Annotated in this window: 14 protein-coding genes; all 14 read left to right on the top strand. The window is 50.6% G+C overall.

The annotated features are described in order from the left end of the window. Nucleotides 1-8 precede the first annotated feature (8 nt). The 14 genes from rpoC (at nt 9) to rpsC (ending at nt 12,937) form a co-directional block, all read left to right on the top strand. On the top strand, nt 9-3,623 hold the full coding sequence (gene rpoC, locus JG50_RS0108090; protein ID WP_033100622.1) for a DNA-directed RNA polymerase subunit beta': 3,615 nt from the start codon (nt 9-11) through the stop codon (nt 3,621-3,623). 79 nt (nt 3,624-3,702) lie between these two features. Next, nucleotides 3,703-3,951: a 50S ribosomal protein L7ae-like protein gene (locus JG50_RS0108085; RefSeq protein ID WP_033100621.1), complete on the top strand. Its 249-nt coding sequence runs from the start codon at nt 3,703-3,705 to the stop codon at nt 3,949-3,951. Between the two features lie 152 nt (nt 3,952-4,103). Further along, nucleotides 4,104-4,517, top strand: coding sequence for a 30S ribosomal protein S12 (rpsL, locus tag JG50_RS0108080; protein ID WP_033100620.1), 414 nt, complete (start codon nt 4,104-4,106; stop codon nt 4,515-4,517). A 60-nt stretch (nt 4,518-4,577) separates the two neighbouring features. Next, nucleotides 4,578-5,048, top strand: coding sequence for a 30S ribosomal protein S7 (gene rpsG, locus JG50_RS0108075; protein WP_033100619.1), 471 nt, complete (start codon nt 4,578-4,580; stop codon nt 5,046-5,048). Between the two features lie 37 nt (nt 5,049-5,085). Further along, nucleotides 5,086-7,161, top strand: a complete 2,076-nt coding sequence (gene fusA / locus JG50_RS0108070) for an elongation factor G (RefSeq protein WP_033100618.1) — start codon at nt 5,086-5,088, stop codon at nt 7,159-7,161. Between the two features lie 107 nt (nt 7,162-7,268). After that, the gene (gene tuf, locus JG50_RS0108065; RefSeq protein WP_033100617.1) at nt 7,269-8,456 is read left to right on the top strand and encodes an elongation factor Tu; all 1,188 of its coding nucleotides are present in this window, start codon (nt 7,269-7,271) and stop codon (nt 8,454-8,456) included. A 327-nt stretch (nt 8,457-8,783) separates the two neighbouring features. Next, complete coding sequence (gene rpsJ, locus JG50_RS0108060; protein WP_033100616.1) at nt 8,784-9,092, top strand: 30S ribosomal protein S10; 309 nt, start codon at nt 8,784-8,786, stop codon at nt 9,090-9,092. A gap of 33 nt (nt 9,093-9,125) precedes the next feature. Beyond that, nucleotides 9,126-9,752 (top strand): 50S ribosomal protein L3, encoded by a 627-nt coding sequence (gene rplC, locus JG50_RS0108055; protein ID WP_038020749.1) that lies wholly within the window; start codon nt 9,126-9,128, stop codon nt 9,750-9,752. A 29-nt stretch (nt 9,753-9,781) separates the two neighbouring features. Further along, complete coding sequence (gene rplD, locus JG50_RS0108050) at nt 9,782-10,408, top strand: 50S ribosomal protein L4 (protein ID WP_033100615.1); 627 nt, start codon at nt 9,782-9,784, stop codon at nt 10,406-10,408. Further along, a complete protein-coding gene (gene rplW, locus JG50_RS0108045) occupies nt 10,405-10,692 on the top strand; it encodes a 50S ribosomal protein L23 (RefSeq protein ID WP_033100614.1) in 288 nt (95 codons plus the stop codon). Before rplD ends, rplW begins: the two co-directional genes overlap by 4 nt. 30 nt (nt 10,693-10,722) lie before the next feature. Further along, the gene (rplB, locus tag JG50_RS0108040; RefSeq protein ID WP_033100613.1) at nt 10,723-11,553 is read left to right on the top strand and encodes a 50S ribosomal protein L2; all 831 of its coding nucleotides are present in this window, start codon (nt 10,723-10,725) and stop codon (nt 11,551-11,553) included. A 45-nt stretch (nt 11,554-11,598) separates the two neighbouring features. Next, on the top strand, nt 11,599-11,880 hold the full coding sequence (gene rpsS / locus JG50_RS0108035; protein ID WP_033100612.1) for a 30S ribosomal protein S19: 282 nt from the start codon (nt 11,599-11,601) through the stop codon (nt 11,878-11,880). Between the two features lie 35 nt (nt 11,881-11,915). Then, on the top strand, nt 11,916-12,251 hold the full coding sequence (gene rplV, locus JG50_RS0108030) for a 50S ribosomal protein L22 (RefSeq protein ID WP_033100611.1): 336 nt from the start codon (nt 11,916-11,918) through the stop codon (nt 12,249-12,251). 26 nt (nt 12,252-12,277) lie between these two features. Further along, nucleotides 12,278-12,937 (top strand): 30S ribosomal protein S3, encoded by a 660-nt coding sequence (gene rpsC, locus JG50_RS0108025; protein ID WP_033100610.1) that lies wholly within the window; start codon nt 12,278-12,280, stop codon nt 12,935-12,937.

Here is a 12,937-nt window from a genome sequence, read left to right as displayed (position 1 = left end):
ATCGCCCAATGCTCGATGTGAATAACTTTGAATATATGAAAATCGGCCTCGCCTCGCCTGAAAAAATCCGCTCCTGGTCCCGCGGCGAGGTGAAAAAGCCGGAAACGATTAACTACCGTACGTTAAAGCCTGAAAAAGAAGGCTTGTTTTGTGAAAAGATCTTCGGACCGACCAAAGACTGGGAATGCCACTGTGGCAAATATAAACGCGTCCGTTATAAAGGCGTCGTTTGTGACCGCTGCGGTGTGGAGGTTACCCGCGCGAAAGTGCGCCGTGAGCGGATGGGGCACATTGAATTGGCAGCTCCTGTTTCCCATATCTGGTATTTCAAGGGGATTCCGAGCAGAATGGGGCTTGTTCTGGACATGTCCCCGCGCTCGCTGGAAGAAGTGATCTACTTCGCATCCTATGTCGTTGTCGATCCGGGTGCGACTCCTCTCGAGAAAAAGCAATTGCTGTCTGAGAAGGAATATCGCTCGTATCGCGAGAAATACGGCAATGCCTTTACGGCGATGATGGGGGCCGAAGCGATCAAGCGCTTGCTCCAGGAAATTGATCTTGACAAAGAGGTTGACATGCTCAAGGAGGAATTGAGCACAGCTCAGGGGCAACGCCGCAACCGGGCGATTAAACGCCTGGAAGTGCTGGAAGCTTTCCGCTCTTCCGGAAACCGTCCGGAATGGATGATCCTCGACGTATTGCCGGTCATCCCACCGGAGTTGCGTCCGATGGTTCAGTTGGACGGAGGGCGTTTTGCCACTTCGGACCTGAATGATCTCTATCGCCGTGTGATCAACCGCAACAACCGCTTGAAACGCCTGCTTGATCTCGGCGCGCCGGATATTATCGTTCAGAATGAAAAACGGATGTTGCAGGAAGCCGTTGACGCTCTGATCGATAACGGCCGTCGCGGCAGACCGGTAACCGGACCTGGAAACCGTCCGCTCAAATCCCTTTCCCACATGCTGAAAGGGAAACAGGGACGTTTCCGTCAAAATCTGTTGGGAAAACGGGTTGACTACTCCGGCCGTTCCGTTATTGTTGTCGGACCGTACCTGAAAATGTACCAATGCGGTTTGCCGAAGGAAATGGCCCTGGAACTCTTCAAGCCTTTTGTCATGAAAGAACTCGTGGCCAAGGGATTGGCTCACAACATTAAGAGTGCCAAACGCAAAGTGGAACGGGTTCATCCGGAAGTTTGGGATGTTTTGGAAGAAGTGATCAAAGAGCATCCGGTTCTGTTAAACCGCGCTCCAACCCTTCACCGTCTCGGGATTCAGGCGTTTGAACCGATTCTAGTTGAGGGACGCGCCATCCGTCTTCACCCGCTCGTTTGTACGGCATACAACGCCGACTTTGATGGTGACCAAATGGCCGTTCACGTGCCGCTTTCGGCGGAAGCTCAGGCTGAAGCGCGCCTTCTGATGCTGGCGGCGCAAAACATCCTGAACCCGAAAGACGGCAAACCGGTTGTCACCCCTTCACAGGACATGGTTTTGGGTTGTTATTACCTGACCATCGAAAAAGAAGGGGAAAAGGGTGAAGGAGGAATCTACTACTCCGCCTCCGAAGCGATCAACGCCTATCAAAACGGCTACATCACCCTGCATACCCGGATTGCCGTTCCGGCGAAAAACATCAATAAGACCAGCTTCACGGAAAGACAGCGGAATGCGCTCTTGGTTACAACCGTGGGCAAGCTGATCTTCAACGAGATTTTCCCGAAAGAATTCCCGTATATCAGTGAGCCGGGGAAAGCGAACTTCGTCAAAACACCGGATAAATACTTCATCTTTGAGAAAGGAACCAACGTGCGTGAGTTCATCCGGAAGATGGAAGATCCCGGTGCGCTGAAAAAAGGCCATTTGGGCGCGATCATCGCTGAATGTTTCCGCCGTTTCGGGACGACGATTACTTCGGAAATCCTCGACAAGGTGAAAGAAACGGGATACAAGTATTCAACCAAAGCGGGGATTACCATCTCGGTATCGGATGTAACCGTTCCGGCTGAAAAACAGGAGATCCTGGCGAACGCCGAAGAAGAAGTCGCCAGAGTGCTCAAACAGTACCGCCGCGGTTTGATTACCGATGATGAACGGTATGAGCGCGTCATTTCCATCTGGAGCAACGCCAAGGATAAGATTACGGAAGTTCTCATGAACAACATGGGCAAATACAATCCGATCTACATGATGGCCAACTCCGGAGCCCGGGGTAACGTCTCCCAGATCACTCAATTGGCTGGGATGCGCGGACTGATGGCCAACCCGGCCGGTAAAATTATTGAACAACCGATTCGCACCAACTTCCGTGAGGGGCTGACCGTGTTGGAATACTTCATCTCCACCCACGGTGCGCGGAAGGGACTTGCGGATACGGCGTTGCGTACGGCTGACTCCGGTTATCTGACCCGCCGTCTTGTCGATGTGGCTCAGGATGTCATCGTGCGTGAAGAGGATTGTGGCACGGATAAAGGATTTGCCGTCACTGCTATTCAGGATGGCAATGAAGTGATCGAAAATCTGTATGACCGGATCGTGGGCCGCACTTCGTTTGAGACCGTGCGCCATCCGGAAACCGGTGAAATCATCATCGGCCGCGATGAGCTGATCGATGAGGATATTGCAAGCCAAATCATCGAAGCCGGAATCAAACAGGTGGTCATCCGCTCCGTGTTGACTTGCCGTACCCGCCATGGCGTCTGCAAAAAATGCTATGGACGCAACTTGGCTCTCGGCACGCCGGTGGAAATCGGCGAAGCGGTCGGAATTATCGCCGCTCAGTCCATCGGGGAACCGGGAACGCAGCTGACGATGCGTACCTTCCATACCGGTGGGGTAGCCGGCGACGATATTACCCAAGGTTTGCCGCGGATTCAGGAATTGTTCGAGGCCCGCAACCCGAAAGGACAGGCGGTCATCAGCGAAATTTCGGGTAAGGTTGTCGACATTCGCGAAACCAAGGATCGCCGTGAAATTGAAATCGAAGGTGATGTTGAATCGAAGGTTCATACCGCGCCATACGGCTCCCGTCTGCGTGTTTCCGTCGGTGACACCGTCGCTGCCGGTGACGAGCTGACAGAGGGTTCCGTTGATCCGAAAGAACTGTTGCGGGTGAAAGGGATCGCCGGCGTACAACGCTATCTCCTGCAGGAAGTGCAAAAAGTATACCGCCTGCAAGGGGTGGAAATTAACGACAAACACGTTGAAGTCATGGTACGCCAAATGATGCGGAAGGTTCGCATCACTGATGCAGGTACAACCGAACTGTTGCCAGGCTCGGTTGTGGATATTCATGATTACGAAGAGGCCAACCGCAAAGCCCTTCTTGAGGGAGGCGACCCGGCAGTGGCACGTCCGGTTCTTTTGGGGATCACGAAAGCGTCCCTGGAAACCGAATCGTTCCTCTCCGCAGCTTCGTTCCAGGAAACGACCCGCGTTCTTACCGATGCGGCGATCAAAGGAAAAGTGGATAAACTGCTCGGCTTGAAAGAAAACGTCATTATCGGGAAGCTGGTGCCGGCGGGAACGGGTATGACGTGCTATCGCAACTTGACTGCCCGTTTGGCGAATGAACAAGGCGAAACCGATCCTTCATCCAAGGAAACGGTGTTGATTGATTAGTTTCTTGTTGACTTTGTGATTTCAAGGTGGTAATATTACGTCGTGTGCTTGGAACTATTTCACTTTGGAGGGCGATTCGATGTCTTATGAAAAAGTGAAACAGGCAACGTCGTTAACGATTGGCACCAAGCAAACGAAGAAGGCCATTGAACAAGGAAAAGTGGCTGAAGTGATCGTGGCTGATGATGCGGATCCGCAAGTAACACACCCGATCTTGTCGTTATGCAAAAATCACGGTATCGCTGTCACCTGTGTGGACTCGATGAAGAAGCTCGGAAAGGCTTGCGGAATCGAGGTGGGGGCGGCAGCCGTAGCCATCCTGAAATGAACGAGAGCGACTGATATCATGTTGATCGCGCTCCGGTGCCGGGGTGCGGTCAACTCCCTATAAATTTTAAGTCGTTCAGCTTTTTTATGATCATGGATGAAACACCTGGATCTGTGGTCTTGATTAACAAAACGTAGAAGGAGGTGCCTGGTATGCCGACAATTAACCAGCTCGTGCGCAAAGGTCGCACAAAGAAAATCACGAAATCCAAATCTCCGGCGCTTCAATACACCTTTAACAGCATGAAAAAAGAGATCGTGCCGCAAAGCGCTCCGCAAAAACGCGGTGTTTGCACCCGTGTGGGTACGATGACGCCGAAAAAACCGAACTCCGCTCTCCGTAAATATGCGCGTGTTCGCCTGACCAACGGTACGGAGGTTACGGCTTATATTCCGGGGATTGGACACAATCTGCAAGAGCACTCCGTGGTTCTTGTTCGCGGTGGCCGTGTTAAAGACTTGCCTGGTGTTCGTTACCACATTGTCCGCGGTGCATTGGATACGGCCGGCGTAGCCAACCGGATGCAAGGTCGTTCCAAATACGGCGCGAAACGTCCGAAAAAATAACGATTGCCATAAGAGTTGATGTCTGAGATCGAATAATCAATGAGAAAAGGAGGGAGAAGCATGCCACGCAAAGGCCCAGTACCTCGTCGGGATGCACTTCCGGATCCAATTTACAACAGCAAATTGGTTACCCGTCTCATCAATCGCCTGATGTACGATGGTAAAAAAGGAATCGCTCAACGTATTTTGTACAACGCATTTGATATTATCCGCGAACGCACCGGTAATGATCCGATGGAAGTGTTTGAACAAGCGCTGAAAAACGTTATGCCGGTACTCGAGGTTAAAGCGCGCCGGGTGGGCGGTGCCAACTATCAGGTTCCGGTGGAAGTGAAGCCTGAGCGCCGTACCAGCCTCGGTCTCCGCTGGCTCGTTTCCTACGCACGCCTTCGTGGTGAGAAAACCATGGAAGAGCGACTGGCAAACGAAATTATGGATGCAGCAAACAATACCGGCGCAGCTGTGAAGAAAAAAGAAGATACGCATCGTATGGCCGAAGCCAACCGTGCATTTGCTCATTATCGCTGGTAATCTACTATTCTTTCCAACATGAAGGGAGAAATTTCCGATGGCACGTGAATTCTCCTTGCAAAATACGCGTAATATTGGGATTATGGCTCATATCGATGCTGGTAAAACAACGACGACTGAGCGGATTTTGTTCTATACCGGTCGCGTGCACAAAATTGGTGAGGTGCATGATGGCGCCGCAACCATGGACTGGATGGAACAAGAGCAAGAGCGGGGGATTACGATTACGTCCGCCGCTACCACCGCTCAATGGAAAGGTCACCGGATCAACATCATTGATACACCGGGACACGTTGATTTTACCGTAGAGGTTGAGCGTTCTCTGCGTGTATTGGACGGAGCCGTGGGAGTATTTTGTGCAAAAGGTGGCGTTGAGCCACAATCTGAGACCGTTTGGCGCCAAGCGGACCGCTATGGAGTTCCACGCATCGCCTATGTCAACAAAATGGACATTCTCGGTGCGAACTTCTATGGGGCCGTAGAACAAATGAAAGAGCGCCTTGGTGCAAACGCAGTTCCGATTCAATTGCCGATCGGATCTGAAGATACATTCGAGGGCATCATTGACCTCGTAACCAACAAGGCAATTATCTACACCGACGATCTCGGTACCACTTCCGAAGCTCGTGACATTCCTGAGGAATACAAGGAAAAAGCCGAAGAGTATCGGACCGCGCTGTTGGAAGCAGTGGCCGAGTTGGATGAAGAGCTGATGATGAAATATCTCGAAGGTGAAGAGCTCACCGTCGAGGAGATCAAGGCAGCCCTTCGCAAAGGAACCTGTGAAGTGAAAATCACTCCGGTTCTCTGTGGTTCTTCCTACAAAAACAAAGGGGTACAACCTTTGCTGGACGCTGTGATTGACTACCTGCCGTCTCCGGTTGACGTACCGGCGATCCAAGGTACATTGCCGGACGGTACGGAAACGGTTCGCCATTCCAGCGACGAAGAACCTTTTGCCGCTTTGGCATTCAAAATCATGACCGACCCTTATGTGGGTAAACTCACCTTCTTCCGCGTTTACTCCGGTACCTTATCCTCCGGATCCTATGTGCTTAACGCAACTAAAGGAAAACGCGAACGGATCGGTCGGATTCTGCAAATGCATGCGAACCACCGTGAAGAGATCAACACCGTTTACGCAGGTGATATCGCTGCAGCTGTCGGTCTGAAAGACACGACGACGGGTGAAACGCTTTGCGATGAGAAAAACCCGATTTTGCTCGAGTCGATGGAGTTCCCGGAACCGGTAATCGAGATTGCCATCGAACCGAAATCCAAGGCTGACCAGGATAAAATGGCTGTTGCACTTGCGAAGCTGGCGGAAGAAGATCCGACATTCCGCACGCATACCGACGAAGAAACAGCCCAAACCATTATTGCGGGTATGGGTGAGCTTCACCTTGAAATCATCGTTGACCGTCTGAAACGGGAATTCAAGGTGGAAGCGAATGTTGGTGCACCGCAAGTTGCTTACAAAGAAACCTTCCGCAGTTCTGCCAAAGTGGAAGGGAAATTCGTTCGCCAATCCGGTGGTCGTGGACAATACGGTCACGTTTGGGTGGAATTCGAGCCACTGCCGGAAGGAAGCGGGTTCGAATTTGTCAACAAAATCGTTGGCGGTGTGGTTCCGAAAGAATACATCCCGGCTGTTCAAAGCGGGATCGAAGAGGCTATGCAAAACGGTGTCTTGGCCGGATTCCCGATGGTCGATATCCGGGCTACCCTCGTCGATGGTTCATACCACGATGTGGACTCCTCGGAAATGGCCTTTAAAATCGCTGGTTCCATGGCGCTGAAAGCGGCCAAATCCAAATGTAACCCAGTTCTTCTCGAACCGGTCATGAAAGTGGAAGTGACCGTTCCGGAAGAATACATGGGTGACGTGATGGGTGACATCAACTCCCGTCGCGGCCGCGTTGAGGGAATGGAAGCTCGCGGTGGTGCCCAAGTCATCCGCGCGATGGTTCCGTTGGCTGAGATGTTCGGTTATGTAAATAACCTGCGCTCCCGCACCCAAGGACGCGGTGTCTTCTCAATGTTCTTCGATCACTACGAAGAAGTGCCGAAAAACATTGCTGATGAGATCATCAAAAAAGCAACTGGACAGTAATGTCTAATTTGTGTTAAAGAAACTGGTGAAGCGGTTTAATCCGCTTCCCGGATTTCCATAAATCTATTACAATATTACTTAGTCCTAAATAAGGAGGATCATCAGTCATGGCAAAAGCCAAGTTCGAACGTACAAAACCACACGTTAACATTGGTACCATCGGTCACGTTGACCACGGTAAAACCACTTTGACCGCTGCAATCACCACCGTGCTTGCTCAACAAGGTAAAGCTCAAGCACAAGCTTACGACCAAATCGACAAAGCTCCGGAAGAAAGAGAGCGCGGTATCACCATCTCCACTGCTCACGTTGAGTATGAAACGGACAACCGCCACTATGCTCACGTTGACTGCCCGGGTCACGCTGACTACGTGAAAAACATGATCACCGGTGCTGCACAAATGGACGGAGCGATCCTCGTAGTATCCGCTGCTGACGGTCCAATGCCGCAAACCCGTGAGCACATTCTGCTCTCCCGTCAGGTAGGCGTACCGTACATCGTTGTATTCCTGAACAAATGCGACATGGTTGACGACGAAGAGTTGCTCGAACTCGTAGAAATGGAAGTTCGTGAACTTCTCTCCGAGTATGAGTTCCCAGGAGATGATATCCCGGTTATCCGTGGATCCGCTCTGAAAGCTCTCGAAAACCCGACTGGTCCTGAAGCTGAATGCATTATTGAACTGATGTCTGCAGTTGACGAATATATTCCGGAACCGCAACGTGACACCGACAAAACCTTCCTCATGCCGGTTGAGGACGTATTCACCATTACCGGTCGTGGTACCGTTGCTACCGGCCGTGTAGAACGCGGTGTCATCAAAGTTGGTGACGAAGTTGAAATCGTGGGTCTCGCTGAAACCCGCAAAACCGTTGTAACCGGGGTAGAAATGTTCCGTAAGTTGCTCGACCAAGCTCAAGCTGGTGACAACATCGGTGCACTCCTCCGCGGTATTGAGCGTAAAGATGTACAACGCGGTCAAGTATTAGCTAAACCTGGCAGCGTGAAACCGCACACCAAATTTAAAGCTCAAGTATACGTTCTCTCCAAAGAAGAAGGTGGACGTCATACCCCGTTCTTCTCTGGTTATCGTCCGCAATTTTATTTCCGCACCACCGACGTAACCGGTGTTATCAAGTTGCCGGAAGGCGTTGAAATGTGCATGCCTGGCGACAACGTTGAAATGGAAGTAGAATTGATCGCGCCGATCGCTATCGAAGACGGTACCCGTTTCGCTATCCGCGAAGGTGGACGTACCGTAGGCGCAGGTGCTGTTACCGTTATTAACGAGTAATGGCCACTGCCGATCAAAAAAAGCTGTCAACCCGATTTCCGGGCTGGCAGCTTTTTGTTTTAAGACTTGAAAAATGGCCCAACTATTTTGTAAAATATGGCAGGTAGGCTTTTGCAAGTGCTGGTCAGGGTCGCAACTTAATTACATTTCCCTAAAATACGCGAAAAAAGCTTGCATCGTCCAATTTTTTTCTATATAATCGTGAATGTTGTCATGAACGCGATGAAGCGAAAGGTTGCCGACACACCCGGCCCCTTTGCCATGGCCGGGCGGGAAATTTTCGCGGAGAAGTTCATTTGCAAAAATGAGCGAGAAGGAGGGTTAATAATGGCAAAGCAAAAGATTCGCATTCGTTTAAAAGCTTACGATCACCGCATCCTGGATCAATCCGCGGTTAAAATCGTGGATACCGCAAAGCGGACAGGTGCCAGCGTGTCGGGACCGATTCCGTTGCCGACGGAAAAAACGGTTTACACGATCCTGCGCGCTGTTCACAAATATAAAGATTCTCGTGAGCAATTCGAAATGCGCACTCATAAACGCCTTATTGACATCGTCAATCCAACTCAGCAAACCGTAGATGCGTTGATGAGATTGGATCTGCCGTCCGGTGTCGACATCGAAATCAAATTGTAATCTCTCACTCTACGATGGTAGGAGGTGTACAAAGTGAAAGGGATTCTCGGAAAGAAAATTGGGATGACCCAAATCTTCAACGAAGATGGCGTGGTGGTTCCAGTTACCGTAGTTGAAGCGGGACCGTGTGTGGTGTTGCAGAAGAAAGAACTGCAAACCGATGGTTACGAAGCAATCCAGCTCGGTTTTGAAGAGAAGAAGGAACATCGTTCCAACAAACCTGAGCTTGGACATGCGAAGAAAGCAAATGCGAAAGCACAAAAATTCATCAAAGAAGTGCGTGGCGTAAACCTGGCTGACTATGAGCTTGGCGGGGTAGTCAAAGCAGACATCTTCGCAGCTGGCGAACTGGTTGACGTCACCGGCACATCCAAAGGAAAAGGATTTGCAGGTGCGATCAAACGTCACAACCAAGCTCGCGGTCCGATGAGCCACGGTTCCCGTTACCATCGCGGACCAGGTTCGTTGGGTGCGATTGCTCCGAACCGCGTATTCAAAGGACAAACGCTTCCGGGACGCATGGGCGGAGAACGTGTAACAACACAAAACCTTGAAATCGTTCGTGTTGATGCTGACAAAAACCTGATTTTGATCAAAGGCTCCGTACCTGGACCGAAAAACAGCTATGTTGTGATCAAATCAGCCGTAAAAAGCAAGTAAGCGATTGATTGAAGAAAGGAGGAGCATCCATGCCTAAGCTGGCAGTGTTAGACATGAGCGGCAAGCAGGTGGATGAAATCGTGCTGTCTGATGCAGTGTTCGGCATTACCCCGAATCAGGCGGTATTGCATGATGCTGTGGTTATGCAACAAGCATCCCTGCGCCGTGGTACCCATGCAACGAAAAATCGTGCAGCTGTTCGTGGGGGCGGCAAGAAACCGTGGAGACAAAAAGGAACCGGTCGTGCACGTCACGGCAGCATTCGTTCCCCGTTGTGGGTAGGCGGTGGTGTGGTATTTGGACCGCAACCGCGCAGCTATGCTTATAAATTACCGAAAAAGGTTCGTCGTTTGGCGATCAAGTCCGCTCTTTCTTCTAAGGTGCTGGACAGCCAAGTGGTCGTGCTCGATGAATTGAAAATGGATCAACCGAAAACCAAAGAAATGGTACAAGTACTCAAAAACCTGGGTGTTGATCGCAAGGCGCTGATCGTTGCCGATCAATTGGAGGACAATGCTGTTCTCTCCGCCCGCAACATTCCGGGAGTGAAACTTATACCGGCAGATGGATTGAACGTTCTCGACGTTCTTTACCATGACAAGCTGATTCTCACTCGTGGAGCTGTGAATCGCGTCGAGGAGGTGCTTGGTCGATGAAAGACCCTCGCGATATCATCCGTCGTCCGGTCATTACCGAAGCATCCACGGAACTCATGGAGGATCGTAAATACGTGTTTGAAGTGGATCCACGTGCCAATAAAGTCGAAGTGAAAAAAGCGATTGAGCAGATCTTCGGCGTAAAAGTGGAGAAAGTGAACACGATGCGCGTTCCCGGTAAAATTAAACGTTATGGCCGGTACAGCGGTCGCAGACCTGAGAGAAAGAAAGCTGTGGTTAAACTCACCGCTGACAGCAAACCAATCGAGGTATTTGAAGTTTAATCCATCCTAAAAAAGAAGGAGGGAAAAGGAATGGGAATTAAACACTTTAAACCAACGACCCCGTCTCGTCGTCATATGACTGTTTCCAGCTTTGACGAGATTACGACAGATAAACCGGAAAAATCCCTGGTAGTACCTCTGCAGAAAAAGGCAGGCCGCAACAACCAGGGGAAACTGACTGTTCGTCACCAAGGCGGCGGACATAAACGCAAATATCGTTTGGTTGACTTCAAACGTAATAAAGATGGCATTCCTGGAAAAGTGGCTACGATCGAATACGATCCGAACCGTTCTGCCAATATTGCTTTAATCCACTATGTGGATGGAGAAAAACGTTACATTCTCGCTCCTCACGGATTGAAAGTGGGCATGACCGTTTCGTCCGGTCCTGATGCGGAAATCCGTTTGGGAAATGCGTTGCCTCTTCGCAATATTCCGGTAGGTACGGTCATTCACAACATCGAACTTAAACCGGGCCGTGGTGGACAGCTTGTCCGCGCAGCAGGTGCATCGGCACAATTGCTCGGTAAAGAAGGGAAATACGCCATCATCCGCCTTACCTCCGGCGAAACACGCATGGTTCACCTGGATTGCCGTGCAACGATCGGTCAGGTAGGCAACTTGGATCATGAGTTGATCACGATTGGTAAAGCAGGACGTTCCCGTTGGCTGGGTAAACGGCCAACCGTTCGCGGTTCTGTGATGAACCCTGTGGATCACCCGCACGGTGGTGGGGAAGGTCGTGCACCGATCGGCCGCAAGTCCCCGATGACTCCTTGGGGCAAACCGACCTTGGGTTACAAAACCCGGAAGAAAAACAAAGCATCTGACAAATATATTATCCGTCGTCGTAAAAAGTAGTCAGATAGGCTGTGAAAAAGCCTCACTCGAAGGGAGGTTACTAAGATGGGCCGCAGCTTGAAAAAGGGACCATTTGCAGATGCACATCTGTTAAAAAAGGTTGATGAATTAAACGAGAAAAACGAAAAACGCGTAATCAAAACTTGGTCTCGTCGTTCTACCATTTTCCCGGAGTTTGTTGGACACACATTCGCCGTTCATGATGGACGCAAGCACGTTCCGGTTTATGTAACGGAGGATATGGTAGGCCACAAGTTGGGAGAATTCGTCCCAACCCGTACGTTTAAAGGTCATGCAGGCGATGACAAGAAAACAAAAAGACGGTAAGTGGACCGGACCGGGTTTAGAGAGGAGGTTACGTTATGGAAGCTAAAGCAGTAGCACGATACGTGCGTATCGCTCCACGCAAAGCACGCTTGGTGATCGATTTGATTCGTGGCAAGTCTGTTGAAGAGGCATTGGCGATTTTACGCTACACTCCTCGTGCCGCCTCCCCGATCATTGAGAAAGTACTCACGTCTGCCGTGGCAAACGCTGAGCACAATCACAACTTGGATACTGCCAACCTGGTAGTGTCGAAAGCTTATGTTGATGAAGGTCCCACGATGAAGCGTTATATGCCTCGTGCGATGGGCCGTGCCAGCCGCATTAACAAGCGCACCAGCCACATTACCGTGGTTGTATCGGAAAAGGCGTGAATCACTAAATAAGGAGGGATGAAGCTTTGGGTCAAAAGGTAAATCCAGTTGGTCTGCGTGTGGGAATTATCCGTGACTGGGAATCCAAATGGTACGCAGACAAGGACTATGCTGATCTATTGCATGAAGATATTAAGGTTCGCGAGTTTATCAAAAACCGACTGAAAGACGCGGCCGTTTCCACTGTGGAAATCGAACGCGCAGCAAACCGCGTCAACATTACCATTCATACGGCGAAACCCGGCATGGTGATCGGGAAAGGCGGTTCTGAAGTCGAAGCGCTCCGCCAAGCCTTGGTGAAGCTCACCAATAAAAAAGTTCACATCAACATCAGCGAAATCAAAAATCCGGAGCTTGATGCTTACCTTGTCGCTGAAAATATCGCACAACAACTGGAACGCCGTGTTGCTTTCCGCCGTGCGATGAAACAAGCGATTCGGCGTTCTTTGCGCGCCGGAGCCAAAGGGGTACGCACCATGGTAAGCGGTCGTCTCGGCGGTGCCGATATTGCCCGCAGCGAAGGCTACAGCGAAGGTACGGTACCACTCCATACATTGCGTGCTGATATCGATTATGGTTTTGCTGAAGCACACACCACTTATGGACGGATCGGTGTGAAAGTTTGGATCTATCGCGGTGAAGTTTTGCCGACCAAAAACAAAGGAGCAGCGGAAGGAGGCGAGTAA

The organism is Thermoactinomyces daqus (assembly GCF_000763315.1).
In the GTDB taxonomy this organism is placed as follows: Bacteria; Bacillota; Bacilli; order Thermoactinomycetales; family Thermoactinomycetaceae; genus Thermoactinomyces_A; species Thermoactinomyces_A daqus.
This window is presented reverse-complemented; position numbering and strand designations above follow the sequence as displayed.